General features: G+C 34.2%; 13 protein-coding genes and 1 tRNA gene. 5 read left to right on the top strand and 9 right to left on the bottom strand.

The annotated features are described in order from the left end of the window. Window positions 1-40: 40 nt before the first annotated feature. From N1F78_RS08305 to N1F78_RS08280, 6 genes are all read right to left on the bottom strand, one after another. On the bottom strand, window positions 41-1,003 hold the full coding sequence (locus N1F78_RS08305; RefSeq protein ID WP_406682694.1) for an alpha/beta hydrolase: 963 nt from the start codon (window positions 1,001-1,003) through the stop codon (window positions 41-43). Window positions 1,004-1,005: 2 nt separating this feature from the next. Next, window positions 1,006-2,949 carry a glycoside hydrolase family 13 protein gene (locus N1F78_RS08300; protein WP_406682693.1) on the bottom strand — a complete coding sequence of 648 codons (1,944 nt, stop codon included), beginning with the start codon at window positions 2,947-2,949 and terminating at the stop codon, window positions 1,006-1,008. A 16-nt stretch (window positions 2,950-2,965) separates the two neighbouring features. After that, window positions 2,966-5,272, bottom strand: coding sequence for a glycoside hydrolase family 65 protein (locus N1F78_RS08295; RefSeq protein ID WP_406682692.1), 2,307 nt, complete (start codon window positions 5,270-5,272; stop codon window positions 2,966-2,968). Window positions 5,273-5,279: 7 nt separating this feature from the next. Next, a complete protein-coding gene (gene pgmB / locus N1F78_RS08290; RefSeq protein ID WP_406682691.1) occupies window positions 5,280-5,939 on the bottom strand; it encodes a beta-phosphoglucomutase in 660 nt (219 codons plus the stop codon). Window positions 5,940-5,943: 4 nt separating this feature from the next. Further along, the gene (locus N1F78_RS08285) at window positions 5,944-7,284 is read right to left on the bottom strand and encodes an MFS transporter (protein ID WP_406682690.1); all 1,341 of its coding nucleotides are present in this window, start codon (window positions 7,282-7,284) and stop codon (window positions 5,944-5,946) included. Window positions 7,285-7,418: 134 nt separating this feature from the next. Further along, a complete protein-coding gene (locus N1F78_RS08280; RefSeq protein ID WP_406682689.1) occupies window positions 7,419-8,492 on the bottom strand; it encodes a LacI family DNA-binding transcriptional regulator in 1,074 nt (357 codons plus the stop codon). 249 nt (window positions 8,493-8,741) lie between these two features. Between N1F78_RS08280 and N1F78_RS08275 the strand changes: the two genes are divergently transcribed. The 4 genes from N1F78_RS08275 (at window position 8,742) to N1F78_RS08260 (ending at window position 17,807) form a co-directional block, all read left to right on the top strand. Beyond that, window positions 8,742-11,843 carry a SusC/RagA family TonB-linked outer membrane protein gene (locus tag N1F78_RS08275; RefSeq protein ID WP_406682688.1) on the top strand — a complete coding sequence of 1,034 codons (3,102 nt, stop codon included), beginning with the start codon at window positions 8,742-8,744 and terminating at the stop codon, window positions 11,841-11,843. A gap of 12 nt (window positions 11,844-11,855) precedes the next feature. Beyond that, the gene (locus tag N1F78_RS08270) at window positions 11,856-13,403 is read left to right on the top strand and encodes a RagB/SusD family nutrient uptake outer membrane protein (RefSeq protein WP_406682687.1); all 1,548 of its coding nucleotides are present in this window, start codon (window positions 11,856-11,858) and stop codon (window positions 13,401-13,403) included. Window positions 13,404-13,422: 19 nt separating this feature from the next. Continuing rightward, window positions 13,423-14,775: a SusE domain-containing protein gene (locus N1F78_RS08265; RefSeq protein ID WP_406682686.1), complete on the top strand. Its 1,353-nt coding sequence runs from the start codon at window positions 13,423-13,425 to the stop codon at window positions 14,773-14,775. Between the two features lie 86 nt (window positions 14,776-14,861). Beyond that, entirely contained in the window at window positions 14,862-17,807 is a 2,946-nt protein-coding gene (locus tag N1F78_RS08260) for an alpha-amylase family glycosyl hydrolase (RefSeq protein ID WP_406682685.1), read from the top strand. A gap of 82 nt (window positions 17,808-17,889) precedes the next feature. On the opposite strand, the gene fsa is transcribed toward N1F78_RS08260, so the two are convergent. Further along, on the bottom strand, window positions 17,890-18,543 hold the full coding sequence (gene fsa, locus N1F78_RS08255; RefSeq protein ID WP_406682684.1) for a fructose-6-phosphate aldolase: 654 nt from the start codon (window positions 18,541-18,543) through the stop codon (window positions 17,890-17,892). A 14-nt stretch (window positions 18,544-18,557) separates the two neighbouring features. Next, entirely contained in the window at window positions 18,558-20,603 is a 2,046-nt protein-coding gene (locus N1F78_RS08250) for a transketolase family protein (protein ID WP_406682683.1), read from the bottom strand. A gap of 278 nt (window positions 20,604-20,881) precedes the next feature. Between N1F78_RS08250 and N1F78_RS08245 the strand changes: the two genes are divergently transcribed. Beyond that, on the top strand, window positions 20,882-22,009 hold the full coding sequence (locus tag N1F78_RS08245) for an adenylate/guanylate cyclase domain-containing protein (RefSeq protein ID WP_406682682.1): 1,128 nt from the start codon (window positions 20,882-20,884) through the stop codon (window positions 22,007-22,009). Window positions 22,010-22,218: 209 nt separating this feature from the next. Here the strand turns inward: N1F78_RS08245 and N1F78_RS08240 are convergent. Continuing rightward, window positions 22,219-22,300: transfer RNA gene (locus N1F78_RS08240), tRNA-Leu, on the bottom strand. Between the last annotated feature and the right edge of the window lie 126 nt (window positions 22,301-22,426).

The following is a 22,426-nucleotide window of genomic DNA, read 5'->3' as shown; positions in this document are numbered from 1 at the left end:
AATTCCAGTAAAAATTAATATGAAAGCTATTCGAAATCTATTAATCATCACTACCTAATAAAAAAGTTAATGGAACATCTAACCTAGCTCCCCATGAGATTTCAGAATGATCTGTTCCTGGAAATTTCATGTTCTTTGTATGCCCCTTTCCTTTAATAACCTTATCTGCTTTATCTTGATAGGGCAAATACTTTTTATCTAAAGTTTTATCTCCATAGTCAAAATACAACTTATGATTCTTGTTATCCGGGAGGTACAACTTCATATAATTAAAAAAGGCATTGGGAATATTATTACCTATATTGTTATAAGTACCAATCCAATGAGTTGATAGGCAGGCTGCTCCTCCAAAAATTTCTGGATATTCACTAATGGCGTACATAGATATCAAACCTCCCCTACTTGACCCCATCACAAAAGTGTTGTCCTTATCTGTTTTCACAGAGTAATTAGCATCAATAAATGGCTTTAGTTCTTTTACTAAAAATTTAAGATAGCTATCTGAGTTTATTGATGATTTGGCGTTTTGTTTATCTGTCATTGATTTTAAAGAATCCTTCTCTTTTTGCAATAAAGCTTCATAAACCTTTTGCGGAAAATAGTTTGAATTTCTTAACTCCTTAATGTTATGCACACCAACAACAATAAAATCTTTAACCTTATCTTCTTTCATAAGTTTTGATGCCCATTCATCAACCTTCCATTCTTGCTTATTCCATGTGCTTGTACTATCAAATAACATTTGACCATCATGCATATACAAAACTGCGTATTTTTTATCTTTTGAATATTTTTCTGGTAGCCAAATATCAACCGGACGTGTTTTAATGTATTTTGAATTAAGACTATCCATTCTATACAATGTACCACTTGACAAATTTGCGCTATCAAGTTTATTAATTTCCACATCATGCGCAGAATTTACAATTTCAAAACTTGTTTTTTTATCTGTTTTACATGACAAAAAAAGCAAAAGGAAGCATACTGCTAGTAATGGGTTCATAACTAAAATTTAGTTGTTAAAATCACACTTCCCTTTTCCTTAAATTCCAAAAGACCATTCCAAACTAAACTTTCACCAGTTATAATATTCTTTAAGGTTTTTTCGTTAAGACCTATTTCATCAAACCTGGATAAATCCAAAGTTGTAGGATTTTCATTCTTATTGATAATATGCACAACCGTCTCCTCACCAAGAGTTCTAAAGAGCATATAAATGCCATTTTGTGGAGCAAAATGAACCGTTTCTCCTTCATGAATAGCCTTACTGTTTTTTCTATAGTTAAGCACCTTTGTTACAAATGCTTGCATATCTTTTTGATCTGCAGTTAAACCTTCACCTGTAAACGCATTAACTGTATCTCCTCTCCAACCACCAGGAAAATCTGTTCTAACAAGTCCGTGGTCTCCTGGTTTATCAAAATCATCCATCAAAATTTCCGTACCATAATAAACTTGTGGTATTCTTGGTAAAGTGAGTAGATAACTCAACGCCATTTTGGTATTGGTAACATCTCCTTTTAACTGGGTAAAAATGCGACTCATATCATGGTTATCTGGAAAAATCATAATGTCTTTTGGTTTTACATAATGAAAATCATTAGCTAAACCTTCATAGATTTTCACCAATCCTTTATCCCAAGACTCCTCCTCATTTAACGCGCTTACAATATTTTGCTGCATAGCAAAATCCATTGGTGATTTTAAATTAGAATCGTAACCATCGTTATTTTTTACACCATCTTGCCAATAGGCAATAAGCAACGGATTATAACTCCACTCCTCTCCAACAATACTGAAATTAGGATATTCTGTCATGATGGCTCCGGCCCAGTTACTCATAAAATCTTTATCAGGATACGGATAAGTATCCTGACGAATACCTCCTAAATTAGCAGTTTCAATCCACCATATACTGTTTTGAATAATGTATTTGGCCATAAAGGAATTACGTTGATTTAAGTCTGGCATGCCAGAAACAAACCAACCATCTGTCATACCTACTTTATCTGATTTGGAAGCATATATATCTTGATTGGAAGTTCTTCTATGGTTAGACCTCTTAACGGCTTTATGAGACCAATTTTCTTGGTTACCCTCAAAATGTTCTTGATGGTTCACCCAATCTTTAAATGGTAAATCATTCATCCACCAATGTTCCAATCCACAATGGTTTGCCACCTGATCCATGACTAGTTTCATTCCCTTTTTAGCCATTTTAGAAGAAAGCTCCAAGTACTCTTCTAAAGTTCCAAAACGTGGATCTATCTCATAATAATCGGTCATAGCATAACCATGATATGAACCTCTAGGCATATCATTAGTCAATAACGGACAAGGCCAAATGGCAGTGAAGCCAAGATTATATATATAATCTAAATGATTAATAATTCCCTGAATATCTCCACCATGACGGCTATAGCCATCGGTTCTATCAATGGTTGTTTCGTTCATAGAATCAACTATGTCATTATCTGGGTTACCGTTTGAAAAACGGTCTGGAGTGATTAAGAAAATAGCGTCAGAACTATCAAAGCCAATGAATTCTTCACCTGATTTCTGTCTAGCCTTAAGCTCATAAGTATGAGTCAAATTTCCTCCGTTTTCAAAAGCAAACTCAATATTGAATTTTCCAGGTTTCGCAGATTCAGAAATACTTAAATCTATAAATAAATAGTTAGGGCTATCGGCAATGTGTACCTTATCAATTATGACTCCTGCATAATTAATTTCTGGAGTTGCCTTTGAAATATTGGGGTTTTTCACCAATAATTGTAACTCTTTATTTTTAAAACCAACCCACCAATTTAACGGCTCTATACGTTCTAAATGATAAGCTTCAACAACAGGATCAGTAGATTTATAATCACTAACTTGGTCATTAGCCTGTTTACAGGAAACTCCAATAAACAATATTATTAAAGGTAATAGCTTAACTACCAATTTCATCTCTTTTAATTTTTGATTATACGGTCACCAAATTATTAGGCGTAATTGTTACAGGATTATCATTCACCAATATTTGTAATTCGTGCTCACCTTCTAATTCAAAGTTTGTTTCGCTTTGCGTTACATTTACTTTTATGATGGCATCTCTAAAGTTAACTTTAAAAGAATATCCTTTCCATTGTTTAGGAATTTGAGGTGTAAAAGATAAAGTATTGTTCTTTACACGCATTCCTCCAAAACCTTCTACAATACTCATCCAAGTTCCGGCCATGGAAGTAATATGTAAACCTTCATGCACTTCATGATTGTAATCATCTAAATCTAACCTAGAGGTACGTAAATAGAACATATAAGCTTGTTCCATTCTGCCTAATTTAGCAGCCTGAATACTGTGAACACAAGGAGACAAGGAACTTTCATGAACTGTAAATGGCTCATAAAAATCAAAATGACTTGCTAACTCTTCATCTGTAAATTGGTCTTCAAAGAAGTAGAAACCTTGAAGTATATCGGCTTGTTTTATATATGGCGAACGTAATATTCTATCCCAAGACCAATGCTGATTAATTGGACGATTTGATTTATCTAATTCATCAACTGTAATCAATTCTTTATCTAAGAATCCATCCTGCTGCAAGTACACATTGTGCTTTTGTGAATATGGGAAATACATATTATCAGCAACCGCTTTCCAAAGGGCCATTTCTGTTTTAGTTAATTTCACCTTTTTGGCAATTCTTATAAAATCATCTTGGTATTCATTATCTACTTTCTCAATATTCTCTAGTGCATAATTAATACACCATTGTGCTAAGTAGTTTGTATACCAGTTGTTATCTACATTATTTTCATATTCATTAGGCCCTGTTACACCAAGAATTACGTATTTGTTTTTATCTTTTGAAAAATTAGCACGTTGCTGCCAGAATCTGGCAATTCCAATCAACACTTCTAATCCTTTTTCGGGTATATAACTATAGTCTCCGGTATAGCGGTAATAGTTATAAATGGCAAATGCTATGGCACCATTTCTATGAATCTCTTCAAAAGTAATCTCCCACTCATTATGACACTCTTCACCATTCATGGTTACCATTGGGTATAAAGCAGCACCGTTTTTAAACCCCAGTTTTTCAGCATTTTCTATTGCTTTATCTAAATGGTTATAACGATACTCCAAAAGTGTTTTTGCTACACTTTGATCTTTAGTAGCCATATAAAATGGAATACAATAAGCTTCTGTGTCCCAATAAGTACTACCACCGTATTTCTCGCCGGTAAATCCTTTTGGACCAATGTTTAATCTGGAATCTTTACCAAGATAAGTTTGATTCAATTGAAATATATTAAAACGGATACCTTGTTGAGCACTAACATCTCCTTCAATAGTAATATCAGCACGTTCCCAAATACTAGCCCAAGCTTCTTTTTGTTTTTTCAACAATTGATCAAACCCTAATTCAAAAGCTGTTTCTAAAACTTTTTTAGCAACATTAACCAATTGAATTTTATCATGGTTTCGATCAACCGTATAACCACCCATCTTAGTTATTGTATAGGTTTCTCCATTTTTTATGTTTTGCTTATATTCTAATGAAATGTAATCCTCCTGAGAGTATAGCGCTGGCTCAATATTAACCGTTTTTCCATTTAACGAAATCTTAGATTCCATGTATGTACATACATGAAAATCTGTTTTCATTGTTTTAGCTTCTATAAAGGCTTGTTGACCTTTATAACTCACATTCAGAACATCCCAGAACTTATCATCCCAGTTAGTATCTTTATTTGTTATACCAATATCCAAATACGGTTGAAACAATATTTCAACATCATCACCAATTGGAGTTACACTATATTGAATGGCTCCAAGTTCATCCATATCCAAGCTTAAGAAACGTTTGGTTTCCACTTGAACTTCAATTCCATTAGAAAGGGTAGCTATAAAACTTCTTGAAAGCCAACCTTCTTGCATATTTAATTCGCGCTTAAATCCTTCAATTTTTTTACAGGTACCAAGATCTAATTGCTCTTCGTTAACAGAAACATTTATCCCAATCCAATTGGGCGCATTTAACACCTTAGCAAAATATTCTGGATAGCCATTTTTCCACCAGCCTACACGAGTTTTGTCTGGATAATAAACGCCAGCAATATAGCTCCCTTGAAAAGTTTCCCCTGTGTAAGTTTCTTCAAAATTGGCGCGTTGTCCCATGGCCCCATTGCCTATGCTAAATAAACTCTCTGAAGATTCAACTCTGCTTGGGTCGAACCCCTCTTCTATGATAGACCAGTTATCTGGTTTGATATAATCTTGATTCATTGTTCTCTCAATTTAATGTCATTAACCTTTCAAAGAAATTCTCTGGAACTTCAGTCAGGTTGTTGAAATTGTAATCTGCTTTTTTTAGGGTGTTTTCATCCCCTATTCCTACTGAAACCATTTTTGCGTTTTTTGCCGCCTCAATACCAGCAATAGCATCCTCAAAAACCACACATTGCCCAGGTTCTAATTCAAGTTTCTTGGCTCCAATTAAAAACACTTCTGGATCAGGCTTTGCCTTAGAAACACTGTTACCATCAACAATACCTGCAAACCTATCATACAAACCAATTTGCTTTAATATTAGTGGTGCATTTTTACTTGCTGAACCTAATACATACTTAATACCAGTTTCATCTAAATGGTCTAATAACTCTGATGCTCCTGGAAGAATTTCATCTGCTTCCATCTTGGTAATAAAACCCAAATAATCTTCGTTTTTGCTTACCAAATATTCTTGTTTTTTTTCTTCGGAAATCTCAATATTCCCAATGTCCAATAAGATTTCTAATGAGCGTACACGGCTTACTCCTTTTAGAAGTTCATTATGTTCTTCTGTAAATTCGAATCCTAACGCATCGGCTATTTTTTTCCAAGCCAAATAATGATATTTGGCCGTGTCTACTATAACACCATCTAAATCGAATATAACTCCTATCTTGTTCATTTTTTTACTGAATTACATCATCTACATCTTTCACCTTAGAGACTAAGACGGCAGCTATTAAAAAGCTTACGCCACTCATCACTAAAGCAAGTATTGCTTGATCGTTATAAACATACTTTACTAATGGACCTCCAATGAGTGCATTAATTATCTGTGGTATTACAATAAAAAAATTGAAAATACCCATGTAAACACCCATTTTTTTTGAAGAAATTGAACCTGCAAGAATAGCATATGGCATTGCTAAAATACTTGCCCAGGCAACCCCAACACCAATCATTGAAAGAATTAACCAATTTTTATCTGGCATAACGTAGATGGAAAGCATTCCTAAACCTCCAATAATTAGCGACAATGAATGCGTTTTCTTTCTTCCTATTTTTTTGGCAATTCTTGGTAAAGCAAAGGCATAAAAAGCAGAAATTAAGTTATAAACTCCAAAAAGAATTCCTACCCAATCTCCAGCATCTTGAAAAGCAGCACTACTACTATCAGTATGGGATAATCCATACACATGCTGTGCTATGGCTGGGGTTGCAAAAACCCACATACCAAACAAGCCAAACCAAGAAAAGAACTGTACCCAACTTAATTGCCTCATAGTTTCAGGCATTTTTTTGAAGTCCTCAAAAATATCAAGTAAGCTAGATTGTTCTTCACTAGATGCATCTAAAGATTCATTGTCAAAACTAGCAAGTTCTTCAGGCGAATACTCCTGGGTTGTAGTAACTGTAACCAAAATGGAAACAATTAAAACAATAGCTCCAATTATAAAAGATAGAATTAAATTAAATGGCACTGTTCCTTCAGCAGCTTCATTAGTAACACCAAACCAATTGGTAAGCACATAAGGTAGCCATGAGCCTATAACAGCCCCAAAGCCAATAAGTGCGGTTTGTACACTAAAACCTAATGTTCTTTGATCTGTTCTTAAGTTATCACCAACTAAAGCTCTAAATGGCTCCATGGCAATATTGAATGAAGCATCCATAATCATTAACATTCCGGCACCAACCCAAAGGGCTGGTAGAAATGCAATAAAAATATCGGCCTGCGGCATTAGAATTAAACCTATTGATGCTAAAATGGCACCAACCAAAAAGTACGGTTTACGCCTGCCAAAGCGCCCCCATGTTTTGTCGCTATAATGTCCTATAACAGGCTGCACGATAAGCCCCATTAAAGGCGCAATTATCCAAAACCAAGATAACTCGTGAACGTCTGCCCCGAAAATTAAAAGAACCTTACTTGCATTGGCATTTTGAAGGGCGAAACCCATTTGAATTCCTAAAAAACCGAAACTCATGTTCCAGATTTCCCAGAAACTTAATCTACGCTTTTCCATTAAATAGTATGTTAAAATTAATACTATTTGATAAGCGAAATATACTTATCAAAACTTACGTGAGAAGTGAAAATATAAGTTTTGATTTCGAGGTCAAAGATATAGAAAAGATTTTTATACTTCCAAATATTTTTTTATTTAGTTGATTCTCGTTCAATAATTTCGGTCTCAATAACCATCTTTATGAAGTCTTTTTTTCGGTCTGTATTTACTATATAAGAGTCCTGTTCTGCGTCTTCTGCCTCTAACCTGTCAATTAACAAATTTGCTGACTGTTCGCCAATTTTTTGACCATGCTGACTTACCGTTGTTAGGCTAGGTGTAGCGTGTTTAGAAAGCACACCATCTGTAAATCCAATTACCTGAACATCATCTGGAATACTTAACCCCAATTTTCTTGCAACTTTCATTGCTGTTACCGCATAAAGCTCATTTACAGCAAATACCCCATCAATAGTTTTATTCATTCTAAAAAAAGTTTCAATCTCATTTTCAAGAATTTCTAAATGATTTTCAACATCTAAGCTATCATCAATCTTTAAAATTAAATTAGAATCAGCTTCTATTTCGTGGTCTTGCAAGGCTTCTAAATACCCCTGGGTTCTTAGTCTCCCTACACTCACATAATCCATTGTGGTTATAAGCGCAATGTTTTTACATTCATTATTAATGAGTTTTTTAACTGCTTTTATAGCACCTTTCATATCATCTACAATTACCTTATCACAGTTTACATCAGGCACTACACGATCAAACATAACAATAGGCATTCCTTGATCTATGGTAGCATTAAAGTGGTGGTAATCTTGTTTTAGCAAAGTTTCCTTAGAAATAGACAGAATAAACCCATCTATACTTCCGCCAGCAAGAAGTTCCATATTAATAACTTCCTTTGTAAATGATTCATTGGAAAGGCCAACTATTACATTATATCCCCTTCTATTGGCTACTCTTTCAATACCTCTAATAACCGTAGAAAAAAAGTGATGTACAATTTCGGGTATTAAAATACCAATAGTCTTAGTTTTCCTATTCTTTAAACTAAGGGCTATATTGTTTGGACGGTAGTTATAAAGTTTAGCAAAAGCTTGTATTTTCTGTGTAGTATCTTCACTAATTTCTTTGCTTCCACTTAGTGCTTTTGAAACTGTTGAAATAGATACATCTAATTCTTTAGCTATTTGTTTTAAGGTGATTTTTCGCTTCATGCGCTAGTAATCAGTTTAATAGGTAAAATGAGTTTACAATATTAAATATAAAGATATTAAATGAACCTTTAAAATATTAAGTTTTCTTAAAATTTGCGCCTAAAATTAAAAAGTTGTTAACACGAAAACGTTTTCGCTAAGAATTTCGTAATCTAAAATTCTTTGTTAACAATTTCTTTACATAGTTTTATCCTCGAGAAGTGAAAATATATTTAGACTAAACTAAGACATAATTTTAAATGTTATTGTATGAAAACAACAATGAATAAGTTATTGTTTCTATTATTTTTTGTGCCAATAGGCTTATTAGCACAAACTGAAGTAAAAGGAACAGTGACAGAAAAAATAACTTCTATTCCGCTTCCCGGAGTAAATGTTGTTATTAAAAACTCAACAACAGGAACTGCTACAGATTTTGATGGCAATTACCAAATTGAAGCTAACAACGGAGATATTATAGTATTCTCTTATGTTGGTTATCAACCTGTTGAAATTATATTTACTGGACAAACAACTTTAAATATTGAACTATTAGAAGATGCAGCTCAATTAGATGAAATTGTTATAATTGGATATGGTAGTGTTAAAAAGGAAGATTTAACTGGATCTGTAGACGTTATATCTTCTAAAGACTTTAACAGAGGCGCAGTAGTATCTCCAGACCAATTACTACAAGGTAAAGCGGCTGGTGTAAGAATTACTAGTGCAGGCGGACAACCTGACGCTGCACCAAATATTAGAATTAGAGGCGGGTCTTCGCTTTCTGGAAACAATGCACCATTAATAGTTATTGATGGTGTGCCATTAGATAATGGCGGTGTAGCCGGTGTTGGAAACCCCTTAAGTTTAATTAACCCTAATGACATTGAAAGCTTTAGTGTTTTAAAAGATGCTTCGGCAACCGCTATTTATGGGTCTAGAGCATCAAATGGAGTACTTATTATTACCACTAAAAAGGGAACTTCGGGTGAAGCAAAATTCAATCTTTCATCTAGAACTTCTATGAGTAGTATAAGCTCTAGAAACCAAATTCAAGTCATGAATGGAAATGATTTTTTAAGATTCGCCAATCTTTATTTTCCAGATGACATAGGTTCTATTGGCGTACCTGTTGGCACAGTTGATTCTGATGAACCTTTTACAATATATAATACAGCTGCAGGAGATAGAGCTATTTACAACACAGATTGGCAAGACGCCATTTATAGAACTGCAGTAACACAAGATTACAACTTTAGTGTTAGAGCAAACATGTTTAACAAAGTGCCTTTAAGAGCCTCATTAGGTTATAACGAAACTGAAGGTGTAGTAAAAACTAATGATTACCAAAGAATAACAGCTTCTGTTAGGTTAAGCCCAAAGTTTTTTGATGATCATTTAAAAATAGATTTTAATGCAAAAGGAACTTTGGTAGACAAAAATGCCATTGATGAAGGAGCTGCTTTAGGAGGTGCTATATCTATGGACCCAACCAAACCCATATATGATAGCAATTCTATTTTTGGTGGGTTTTACCAGCAATTACAATCTCCAAGTAATCCTAACGACCCAAATGCTAAGGCAGGATCAGGAAATCCTTTAGGCGTATTATTACAAAGACAACGTCCTGAAAAAGTAAAACGATTATTAGGAAATATTGAATTAGATTATAAATTCCATTTCCTACCAGAGCTTAGAGCCGTAGTAAATTTAGGTTTAGAAGCTTCCAGAGCTGATATAGAAGAAACATTTTCTGATAATGCAATCAATGCCTATACTTTAGTACCAGACCCTAATGTTCCCGCGGGCACATACATTTTTAATCCTGGTAAAAGCTATGGCGAAAGACAACATATTACTAATGTCACTGCTGAATCTTATCTTGCCTTTCGCAAAGAATTTGATGATTTCTTCATCAATAATTTTGATGTTCAAGCGGGTTACTCTTATCAAAACTTTAAAAATGACGGTAATAAAGATGAATTTGAAAATGACCCCGTTACCGGAGTAAGAATACCAAATATTGACCCTTTAAACCCTAATAATAGATTCTTTAATGAGTTGAATTTACAATCATTTTTTGGTAGAGCTAATATTAATCTAGGAAATAGATATTTATTAACTGCCTCTTTTAGGGCAGATGGCTCATCATTCTTTACTGAAGAGAACCGTTGGGGGTACTTCCCATCGGCCGCTTTAGCATGGAAAGTTAAAGAAGAATCTTTCTTAAAAGATGTAAATTTTGTAAATGATTTTAAAATACGAATGGGCTGGGGAGAAACAGGTCAGCAAGACATATCTAGTCAAGTAGGTTTTTATCCTTCTATTCCGTTATTTGAAATAGGGTCTCCAGAAAGTCAATACATTTCAGGTGTAAACTTATATAATGCTAAAGAATTTAACCCAGATTTAACCTGGGAAAAAACAACCACCTACAATTTAGGTGTTGATTTTGATTTCTTTAACAATAGTTTCTTATCGGGATCTTTTGATATATATAAAAGAGAAACCACTGATTTATTAGTATTAACTGGTGTACCACCAGGACAAGCGTTAAGTGATCAGGTGATACAAAATGTAGGATCTACTGAAAGTAAAGGTTTTGAATTAAACTTAAATTTAAACCCAATAAAAAATGATGATTTCGAGCTATCTCTAAACGGAAATCTTTCATATAATTTCACTGAAGTTACAGACCTGAAAGGTGTTGAACAAATCAATGCTCCAGATGGAGGTTTAGCCATAGGAACAGGAAACATTCTATTAAGGCATGCTTTAGGAGAACAAGCAGGTTCTGCATGGGTACTTAAACAAGTATACGACACCAATGGGGACCCAATCCTTGGTTCGTTTGTAGATTTAAATGATGATGGTAGAATTACTGAAGATGATAGATATTATAGAGCTATTCAACCTAATTGGACTTTTGGTTTTGGAATTAATGTGAACTATAAAAACTGGGATTTAAGCGCAAGCTTTAGAGGTCAATTAGATGGAGAAATATACAACTCTAGACGATTAACACATGGGGCTATTGATAATGCAAAATCTTTAGATGGAACGTTCTTTGTAAACTCCCTTAACTTTTTTACAGGAGAAGCAAACCCTGTATTTACAGATATTTTAGACCCTGTACAATACTCTGATTATTTCCTTGAAGGGTCTTCTTTTTTAAGATGTGAAAATATTGTTTTGGGGCACACCTTAACAAACCTATTGAAAAATGCAACGGTAAAAATTTATGGGGCTGTAAACAATCCATTCTTAATTACCAATTATTCTGGGCAAGACCCTGAGAATTTCATAGGAATTGATAATGACTTTTACCCAAGAGCAACAGTATATAATTTAGGTGTAAATATTGATTTTTAAACTATGGAAACTATGAAAAATAACATATTCAAACTTCTATTAGGTCTGGTTCTTGTTTGCTCTATAACAGTTAGCTGTACAGACGACCTAAATACAGAACCTTTAATAGAACTATCATTAGATGAACTTTTAGATCAAGACCCTCAAGCTGTTGAAGGAATTCTATCTAGACTTTATGGTTCCTTCGCACTCTCTGGTGCTGATGGTCCTGGCAGCTCAGATATTAGTGATGACGCTGGTGAATCTCCTTTCTTAAGAGGTATTGTAAACCTGCAAGATTTTGCCGCTGATGCAATGAAAAATCGCTGGGGAGATAATGGATTAGACCAATTAACAACAACCTCAGATTGGACTCCAGAAAACAAATTCTTTAGATATTTATATAACAGAATTTTCTTTACCATACCACAGTGTAATAACTTACTGTCTATATTGCCTAATGTAGATGTAGACAACAAAGATGCCATTATTTCTGAGGTTAGATTTATTAGAGCTTTAGCAAACTTTTACTTAATTGATGTTTTTGGTAAAGGTGTGCTTGCCACAGAAGATAATTTTGGACAATCAGAGTCTCTGCCAGAAGCTTCTAGACAAGAATTATTTGATTTTGTTGAATCAGAACTTCTTGATATTGAACCATTATTATTTGACACAAATACTTATGGTAGAGCTACTAAGGGTGCTGCACAAATGCTCTTAGCAAAACTATACTTAAATGCTGAGGTATACACTGGTACTGCAAGATATAATGACGCTGCAACTTATGCTAACCGCGTTATAAATGAAGGCACATATAGTTTAGCAACAAACTTTGTGAGTATATTTTCAGCTGATAACGACACCTCTACCGAAATAATTTTACCATTAATTGCAGATGCACAAGTAAGCCAAAGCTATGGTAATACAACATATATTGTTAATGGTGGTTTAAATGCAGACACAACTCCCTTAGCACAATTTGGAGCAACCGAAGGTTGGGGAGGTCATAGGTCATCAAAAGCTTGGTATGGTTTATTTGGAGATTTAGGAACTTCAACAGATGTTAGAGCTAGCTTGTTTTGGACGGAAGGACATAACTATGAAATGAATGACTATAAAGAATGGACAGACGGATACCCTTCCGTAAAGTTTAGAAATACCAATTTTTCTGGTTCTTCATTACCCTCCAGCTTCTCAAGTACAGACTTCCCTCTGTTTAGATTAGCAGATGCCTATTTAATGTATGCTGAATGTGCTGTTAGAGGTGCTGCCGGAACAGACATGAATACAGCAGTTCAATATGTAAATGCGGTTAGAACTCGTTCTAACGCCAGCTCAATTTCTCAGGGAGATCTTACGCTACAATTTATAATTGATGAAAGAGGAAGAGAATTAAACCTAGAAGGTCACCGTAGAACTGATTTAATTAGGTTTGGAATGTTTACGGGTAACTCGTACTTATGGCCTTGGAAAGGTGGTGTTGTAGACGGAACATCAATTCCAGATCACTACAACTTATACCCAATTCCATCATCCGCTTTACAAGCAAACCCTAATCTAACACAAAACCCAGGATTTTAATTAACTAAATAAAACCATTATGAAAAATTATATAAAACTTTTTTCACTTTTAATTATCGCTATTGTCGGCTTTAATTCGTGTGATCAAGACGATGACTTAGTATTCACAGCCCAAGAACCTGCAGAAGGAATTAGTTTTTCTAACTCTTTTTTAGATGAATATATATTAACAGTTGCTGCTTCAAATAATTTGGGTGAACGCTTTACTTGGAATGATGCCGACTTTGGTGTTCCTACAAATATTACTTATGAGCTAGAGAATTCTATACTAGGAGATTTCACAGATGCTACAACAATAAGCTCTACAGATGGAAATGAATTGGCTGTGACTATTGGTCAAATGTTAGGATTTGCAGAGGCTGCTGGTTTAGATAATGATCCAGATACTGAAAACCCAAATACAGGAACGCTCTATTTTAGAGTAAAAGCCATTGTTGGTACAGAAGGGCTTCCTACTTACTCGGCAACTCAAGAACTTACTGTTGTATTACCAGAAATAGTTGTTGGTGGCGGTGCTTTTGAAATAGCCTCTTGGGGTGTAGTTGGTTCTGGTTATAATAACTGGGGTGGTTTTGCAGATGGTAAATTCTACACCACAGCAGTTCCTGGTGTAATAGTATCTTATGTAAACCTTGTGGATGGAGAAATTAAATTCCGTGAAAACAACCAATGGGGAGGCGATTTAGGAGATGCTAATTTAGATGGTGTTCTAGATGCTGATCCAGACAACAACATTGCCGTAACAGCAGGAGATTATAAAATTACTATTAACACCAATGATAACTCTTATACAATTGAACCTTACTCATGGGGTGTTGTTGGTTCTGGTTTCAATGATTGGGGAGCCACTCCCGATGCTAAATTTTATTATGATTATACAACAGATACATTTAAAGCTGGAGTAAGATTAATAGATGGAGAAATTAAATTTAGAATGAACAATGCTTGGGATGTAAACTTGGGTGATGCAGATTTAGATGGTGTATTAGATACAGATTCTGATAACAACATTGCTGTAACAGAAGGGCACTATTTAATCACAATTAACCTAAATGATAATTCATATACTATTGAAGCGTCAACTGTTTGGGGTGTTGTTGGTTCAGGGTTCAATGACTGGGGAGCTACTCCTGATGCTAGTTTAACCGAGATTCAACCTGGAGTATTTTTTGCAGAAAACGTTACACTTGTTGACGGTGAAGTTAAATTCAGACCCAACAATGAATGGAATGGTGATTATGGTGACGCTAATGATGATGGTATCTTAGATCAAGATTCCGACAATAATATTACTGTAACTGCCGGAAACCATGTGATTTCTATAGATTTTAACGACCCCTCTGGTCCTGTATATTATTTAGGATCAAGATAATAACAATTTTATCTTACACATAAATATTCAAAGAGGAGGTTGTATTTTGAAATAACACAATCTCCTTTTTTTAATTAAGTACTCTCATGAAAAAAACTATATTATCCTTTATATTCTTTATAGCTTTAAATAGTTTTGCCCAACAACAAAACGTAACATATTCTGTAAATCCTTCGGTTTTTGAAGAAGATGATTCTATCACCTTATCTTTTGAGGGTAGTAGTATTAATGAAGCTACTTGGGGAGTTACTGGTAATGAACTTTATTTATGGTCATGGTCTTATGACCTAAATTTAACCAATCAAGAAGACTGTCCTACAAATGGAGATTGGACTAACTCAAATGAGTTAAACAAGCTAACATATAATGGAGGCACAGACACTTATTCTATAACTTTTATACCATCAGCCTTTTATAATAGATCTAGTATTGGCCGTATTGGCTTCCTTATAAAAGCTAAAGATGGTTCTGGCGATAAAAAATCCCAAGATATTTTAGTTGATGTAGGGGCTTTTCAAGTCTCACTTACAGCACCAACCGTTTCTACATCAATTTTAAACTCAGGAGATGATCTTACTATTTCTGCTACAAATACTGGTGGAAATGCAGATTATGTATTAAAAGCAAATGGACTAACCATAAACACACAATTAAATACCACTTCATATTCTTATACAGACACTAATTTAACTTCAAATAAAAATTACAGCTTAGAGATAACCATTGGCGGAGATACCAAAACAAAAGAGTTTTCTATATTAATTGATCCGGGTAACAATTTTAGTGTTATGCCTCAAACATACTTAGATGGAATCACTTATGATGAAACAGATTCAACTAAAGCAACATTAGTTCTATATGCAACGGGCAAAGACTTTGTATATGTTGCAGGAAGTTTTAATAATTGGGAACCTGACACCAACTATGCTATGAAACGTGACCCCTCTAGAAATAATAAATTTTGGATCACTTTAACTGGGTTAACTCCAGGGCAAATTGAGACGTTTCAATATTGGGTTGTTGATAAATCACCAATAGCGAATTCACCAAGTTTAGTAAAAACAGCTGATCCTTATTCAACATTGGTTTTATCGCCTTTTGATGATTCTGGAATTCCATCAGGAAGCTATCCTAACTTGCCTGCTTATCCAATTGGACAGGAACGAGAAGTTACCGTTTTACAAACAAATCAAGCATCATATAACTGGCAAGTTACTAATTTTATGAAGCCTAAAAAAGAAGATTTAATAATCTACGAAGTGCTAGTAAGGGATTTTGATGCAGACAGAAATTTTCAAGATATCATTGATAAAATCAGTTATTTTAAAAATTTAAATATCAATGCCATTGAGCTTATGCCTATTATGGAGTTTGAAGGAAATGAAAGCTGGGGTTATAATACTGCCTTCCATATGGCACTTGACAAGTTTTATGGTACCGAAGATAAATTTAAAGAATTAGTAGACGTGTGTCATCAAAATGGCATTGCAGTCATTTTAGACATTGCTTTAAACCATGCCTTTGGACGAAACCCCATGGTTAGGATGTGGATGGATGATGCAGACGGCGATGGCTGGGGCGGACCAAGTTCAGAAAATCCCTATTTCAATACTACTGCCAAACATACATATAGTGTTGGTTATGATTTTAACCATTCCAATTCGTTTACTAAGGTGTATACTAAAAGAGTAGTTGAACATTGGATAGAAGAGTTTAAGATAGATGGGTTTCGTTGGGATTTAACCAAAGGGTTTACTCAAAATTGTTCTAGTGGTGATGAGAACTGTACAAATTCATACCAAGCCGATAGAGTGGCTGTTTTAAAAGAGTACGCAGACTACTCCTGGAGTTTAGATGAAACACATTATGTGATTTTTGAGCATTTGGGAACAAGTGGTGAAGAGCAAGAGTGGGCTAATTACAGACTTGGAGATGCAACACCCAAAGGGGTAATGATGTGGGGAAAAATGACAAACCCTTATACGGTAATCTCAAGAGGGTATTCTGTTGACCCTGATGCAAATTTCCCAACCTACAACTGCAATTTTGGAAATGGAGATATTAGCGGTGTAGGGCATAAAAGTCGTGGGTTTACAGAAAAAAGATTAATTGGCTATGCTGAAAGTCATGATGAAGAACGACTCATGTATTATACCATGATTAATGGAAATTCAAATGGGAATGATGCCACCTTGTTTGAATCAAGAACAAAAAGAATGTCTGCAATCGGTGCTGTATTATTTACAATTCCCGGACCAAAAATGATGTGGCATTTTGGAGAACTAGCCATGGAAAACTCCATTTTCACTAGAAATGATGGCATCGTGAATCTACCTGACAACCCTTGTAATTATGGCGATGATGGTAGTATTTCTGGTGAAAACAAATTAGACACCAAACCGCAACCTCAGTGGATAAATAATTGGACCAGTGATCTTAATAGAAATCAGGTATATACTGATTGGTCTCGTATAAATGAACTAAAAATAAATGAAGAGGTGTTTGAGGGCGACTATACAATAAGTCCGGAAGGGGGTGATTACACAAAACAAAGAATCTATATTTTTAATGATGACCTTCCTGTTTCAAACCTTAAAAATGTTGTGATTTTAGCAAACTTTGATATTGTTGGGCAAAATATATCTCCTAATTTCCCTTTTGAAGGAACTTGGTATGACTTAATGGATGAATCTGGAGGCTCTACAATTGACGGAAACACAACATCTATTAACATAGAATCAGGTGGTTTTAGAATATATGGGAACCAAATAGCTACATTGAGCACTAAGAATATTGATTTCTCAACTAATATTTCGCTCTACCCAAACCCATCAACAAATTCGTTCAAAATAAATAAAGCTGTAGAAACAGTATCAATCTATAGCATTACGGGAAAAGCGGTAAAATTGTTTAAAGGAGGTTTTGATAAAGGCTATTCTTTTAACATTTCTAACTTACCTCAAAGTTTATACTTAGTAAAAATAAAAAGTGATTCAGGAGCCCAACAAACTCTCAAAATGATAAAACTGTAGTTTAGTTTTTCAAAGTTGTTTAGTTAAAATTAAAAGCCTCTCTAAATTGAGAGGCTTTTAAATCTATATAAAAAACTAGTTATTAGTTTCCTTTTTTATAATCTGCTAAAAACTTAGCTAATCCAATATCTGTTAATGGATGTTTTAATAAACCAGTAATTGATGATAATGGTCCTGTCATAACATCACTTCCTATTTTTGCACAATCAATAACATGCATAGTGTGACGAATAGATGCTGCTAAAATTTGCGTTTCAAAACCATAGTTATCATAAATCTGTCTGATTTCAGCAATGAGATTTAATCCATCGGTAGAAATATCATCTAATCTCCCTAAGAATGGTGACACATAAGTAGCTCCTGCCTTTGCCGCCAATAACGCTTGACCAGCAGAGAAAACTAAAGTAACATTAGTTCTAATACCCTTATCCGAAAAATACTTACAAGCCTTAATTCCATCAGCTATTAATGGTAATTTAACTACTATTTGTGGGTGTAAAGTAGCCAAGGCTTCACCTTCCTTAACCATACCTTCAAAATCTGTTGATATAACCTCTGCACTTACATCGCCTTCAACTATATCACATATCTTCTTATAATGATTTAATATGTTTTCTTCACCAGTTATTCCTTCTTTTGCCATTAATGATGGATTTGTAGTAACTCCATCTAAAACACCCAGGGCTTGCGCCTCTGCTATATCCTCTAAATTTGCTGTATCTATAAAAAATTTCATTGTAAAATTCTTATCTAATTAATTAAAACTGTTTTTAAATAATCCATTATATTTTTACTTGCTTGCTCTCCTGTAAAACCAAATTTTTCATCAAGAACACCTGCCGGTGCTGAATATCCAAAATGGTCTAAACCAAAAACTTTTCCATTATCACCTACAAGCCCTTCTAGGTTTACAGGTAACCCTGCCGTTAAACCAAACAATGGTTTGTTTTTTGGTATGATACTATCTTGATAAGCTTTAGATTGATTTCTAAATACGCCTTCTGAAATAATAGAAGCTATATTTACTTTCAAACCTTCCCTTTCTTCAAGAATTTGAGCTGCAGCAACTAAAGTTGACACCTCTGAACCGTTGGCTATTAAAACAACATCAGGATTCTCAACTTCCTTTACTAAATACCCTCCTTTTTCAGCACCTAAGGCTTCTTCGTATCTAGACACACCAACTGCTGGAATATCTTTAATACCCTGTCTAGACAAGATTAAACCTGATGGGGTACTAGTATTTTCTAAAGCCATTTTCCACGCAACACTTGTTTCTGCTGAATCTGCAGGGCGCATAGCTAAGAAACTATTTTTACCACTATGGTTTTTAAGCTTTTCTAATAAACGTATTTGGGCTTCTTGCTCAATTGGCTGATGGGTTGGCCCATCTTCACCTACTCTAAAGGCATCATGAGTCCAAACATATTTTACAGGTAATTCTTGTATACCACTTAAACGAATAGCTGGCTTCATATAATCTGAAAACACGAAGAACGTAGCTACTACTGGTATAATACCACCGTGTAATGCAATACCATTGGCAATACAAGCCATTGTTAATTCTGCAACACCTGCTTGTAGAAATGAACCACTAAAATCTCCTTTTTGTAATGCTGATGATTTTTTTAAGAAACCATCGGTTTTATCACTGTTAGATAAATCTGCTGAAGAAACTATCATATTCTCAACATTATCTGCTAAATAGCCTAATACATTTGATGAAGCAGCTCTAGTTGCTAATCCTGCTTTATGTTCTATTGATTCAAAATCTAATTCTGGTAATTGCCCAGATAGGAAGAAATCTAATTTATTGGCTAAATCAGTATTTTCATGTCTCCAAGCGTTAATTTCAGCTTTCTTTTCTGTTGCTTTTGCAGTTTTTTCAGCTACCAAATTTTTATAAAACTCACTTACATCACCATAAATATCAAATGGGTTCTCTACGTCAGCTCCTAAATTAACTAAAGTCTTTTCGTAATCCGCACCAGTATTACCAATAGGCTGACCGTGTAATTCACAATACCCTTCAAACATACTTCCATCTGCCGCTACACACCCTTTACCCATAATAGTTTTACCTATAATTAGTGTTGGCTTTTCAGTTTCATTATTGGCATCACTTAATGCTTTTCTAATCTCGTCATGATTATGTGCATCAATTGTAACAACTTTCCAACCCCAAGCTTCATACTTAGCTGCCGTATCTTCACTAGTTACCTCATCTGTTGATGTTGATAACTGGATATCATTAGAATCAAAGAACATAATAAAGTTACTCAATCCTAAATGCCCAGCAATTCTACCAGCTCCTTGTGAAATCTCTTCTTGAATACCTCCATCAGAAATAAATCCATAAATTTTATGATTCATCCAATCTCCAAAACGAGCTTGTAAAAACTTAGCCGCTATGGCAGCCCCAACACCCATTGTATGTCCTTGACCTAATGGACCAGAAGTATTTTCTATACCTCTTGCCACATCAACTTCTGGATGACCTGGCGTTATAGAACCCCATTGTCTAAAATTTGAAACATCCTCTTTCGAATAATTTCCTAAAAGATAATATTGTGCATACATTAAAGTAGATAAATGACCTGCATCCATGAAAAAACGATCTCTAAATGGCCATGTCATATCGGTAGGATCGTAGTTAAAAAACTCTGAATAAAGAATATGCATAAAGTCTGCCCCTCCCATTGGACCACCAGGATGACCTGATTTAGCCTTTTCTACCATTGCTACAGCTAAAGCTCTAATATTATCTGCCGCTTGCTGATCTACTTGTTTGTTCATTTTTAATGTAATTAAGTCAGTTTATCGCTTATCTAATTGTCTTAAAAAAAGACTTTTGCAAATATATACAACCTTTAATGTTTTAGTGAATAAAAACATTACATTTTTATTAAAATAAACGAAAGCGTTTAAGTTGTATAAAAAAACACCCATAAACCCCTCTGTTTTATGTTAAACATTCACTAATTTTCATTAATTAAACAAAGATTTAAATAGAAACTTGGATTGTTACTTTTATTTAGATTCTGAACTTTATTATCTTTCTATCTCACAAATTTATGTCTAAGTTCACTTACTTTGTAGCAATGTATATTTCTTCTAAAACTAAATACAACATAAAACGCATATTACCTTTTGGGGTTATCTGGCTTTTGCTTGGGTGGCTACTTATGTGGAGTGAATACGCTGCTATAGGAGGTTCTACTAACACTCCAGACTCTGCTATTTCTTTAACACCAACTATTGTTTTATTTTCCAGTGTAAGTGTCTTTTTCGTTGGTTGCTTTATTGGCTTACTTGAAGTATTTTATGTCAATAAATTATTTTCGAAAAAAAGTTTTCCAATTAAAATTTTAGGGAAACTTATTTTTTATGGTGTTATAATGTTCATAATCATCTTTTTCCTATTTATGATTGCAGCCAGCATTGAATTAAGAACTTCAATTTTTAGTAAAGTGACCTGGAACAAGTACATGTTGTTCTTTTTTAGCATTACGCATATAAGCACTTGGATTCAACTATTTTTCTCATTATTACTTTCTCTACTTTTTACAGAAATAAGTGATAATATTGGGCAAAATGTATTAATAAACTTTTTTACTGGGAAGTATCATAGACCTGTTTCTGAAAATAGAATTTTTATGTTTGTTGATATGAAAGATTCTACAGCTATTGCAGAGTCTTTAGAAAACGAGCAATACTTTAGACTGCTGCGTACTTTTTATGATAGTTTTTCTGATGCCATTATAAACAACCAAGGAGAAATTTATCAGTATGTAGGGGATGAAATAGTAATTACGTGGAAATTAAAAAACGGGCTTTATAAAAACCAATGTTTAAATTGTTTTTATGATATGCGAACCTCTCTTAAAAAGAGAGATTCATATTTTGAACAAAACTTTAAAATCACTCCAGCTTTTAAAGCATCCTTGCACTGTGGAGAAGTAACCACGGGTGAAATTGGCGCTCTTAAAAAAGATATTTTTTTTACGGGAGATGTTTTAAACACCACAGCTAGAATTTTAAGCCTTTGTTCCGCTTATAAAAAGGATTTACTGATTTCAAAAACCTTAATTAGTCAGCTAAATACTAAAAACTTGTTTGATGTAACTTCTTTAGGTATGGTTAACCTAAAGGGTAAAAAACAAGATGTTGAAATAGTAAGCGCCGAAAAAAACAACCGCTAGTTTGACAATCATTTCTCAGTATTACAACTTGTGCCTTTTAAAAGTGTGGGTATAAAAAACTGTTTTTAAGAAAAACTACTACAAAAACTTAAACCAAGCTAAGTAATTTAGGTTTAATTATTTTGAACTGGAAATTGGAGTGATTGAAAATCATAAAGTTTTTGAAAAAAAAAGCTTCTCAATTTTGAGAAGCTTTTTTTGTTTTTCAGTGCGGGCGGAGAGACTCGAACTCTCACACCTCGCGGCACTAGATCCTAAGTCTAGCGTGTCTACCAATTCCACCACGCCCGCAAAAGGACTGCAAATATAATCAATAGTTTTAAATAGCAAACTTCTACTTTAAAAAAACATTATTTTTTACACAATTCATAAGTAAAATATCAAATTTTGTTTTCATAAATACCATAAAACTTAGTC

Source organism: Seonamhaeicola sp. MEBiC01930 (assembly GCF_045277075.1).
In the GTDB taxonomy this organism is placed as follows: Bacteria; Bacteroidota; Bacteroidia; order Flavobacteriales; family Flavobacteriaceae; genus Seonamhaeicola.
The sequence above is the reverse complement of the archived record's forward strand: the minus strand, read 5'-3'. Positions and strand labels throughout refer to the sequence as shown.

Coding starts and splice junctions, on each gene's coding strand:
- N1F78_RS08245 (WP_406682682.1), top strand. CDS start 20,882: ATGTCTAAGTTCACTTACTTTGTAGCAATGTATATTTCTTCTAAAACT.
- N1F78_RS08260 (WP_406682685.1), top strand. CDS start 14,862: ATGAAAAAAACTATATTATCCTTTATATTCTTTATAGCTTTAAATAGT.
- N1F78_RS08280 (WP_406682689.1), bottom strand. CDS start 8,492: ATGAAGCGAAAAATCACCTTAAAACAAATAGCTAAAGAATTAGATGTA.
- N1F78_RS08265 (WP_406682686.1), top strand. CDS start 13,423: ATGAAAAATTATATAAAACTTTTTTCACTTTTAATTATCGCTATTGTC.
- N1F78_RS08270 (WP_406682687.1), top strand. CDS start 11,856: ATGAAAAATAACATATTCAAACTTCTATTAGGTCTGGTTCTTGTTTGC.
- N1F78_RS08250 (WP_406682683.1), bottom strand. CDS start 20,603: ATGAACAAACAAGTAGATCAGCAAGCGGCAGATAATATTAGAGCTTTA.
- fsa (WP_406682684.1), bottom strand. CDS start 18,543: ATGAAATTTTTTATAGATACAGCAAATTTAGAGGATATAGCAGAGGCG.
- N1F78_RS08300 (WP_406682693.1), bottom strand. CDS start 2,949: ATGAAATTGGTAGTTAAGCTATTACCTTTAATAATATTGTTTATTGGA.
- pgmB (WP_406682691.1), bottom strand. CDS start 5,939: ATGAACAAGATAGGAGTTATATTCGATTTAGATGGTGTTATAGTAGAC.
- N1F78_RS08305 (WP_406682694.1), bottom strand. CDS start 1,003: ATGAACCCATTACTAGCAGTATGCTTCCTTTTGCTTTTTTTGTCATGT.
- N1F78_RS08285 (WP_406682690.1), bottom strand. CDS start 7,284: ATGGAAAAGCGTAGATTAAGTTTCTGGGAAATCTGGAACATGAGTTTC.
- N1F78_RS08275 (WP_406682688.1), top strand. CDS start 8,742: ATGAAAACAACAATGAATAAGTTATTGTTTCTATTATTTTTTGTGCCA.
- N1F78_RS08295 (WP_406682692.1), bottom strand. CDS start 5,272: ATGAATCAAGATTATATCAAACCAGATAACTGGTCTATCATAGAAGAG.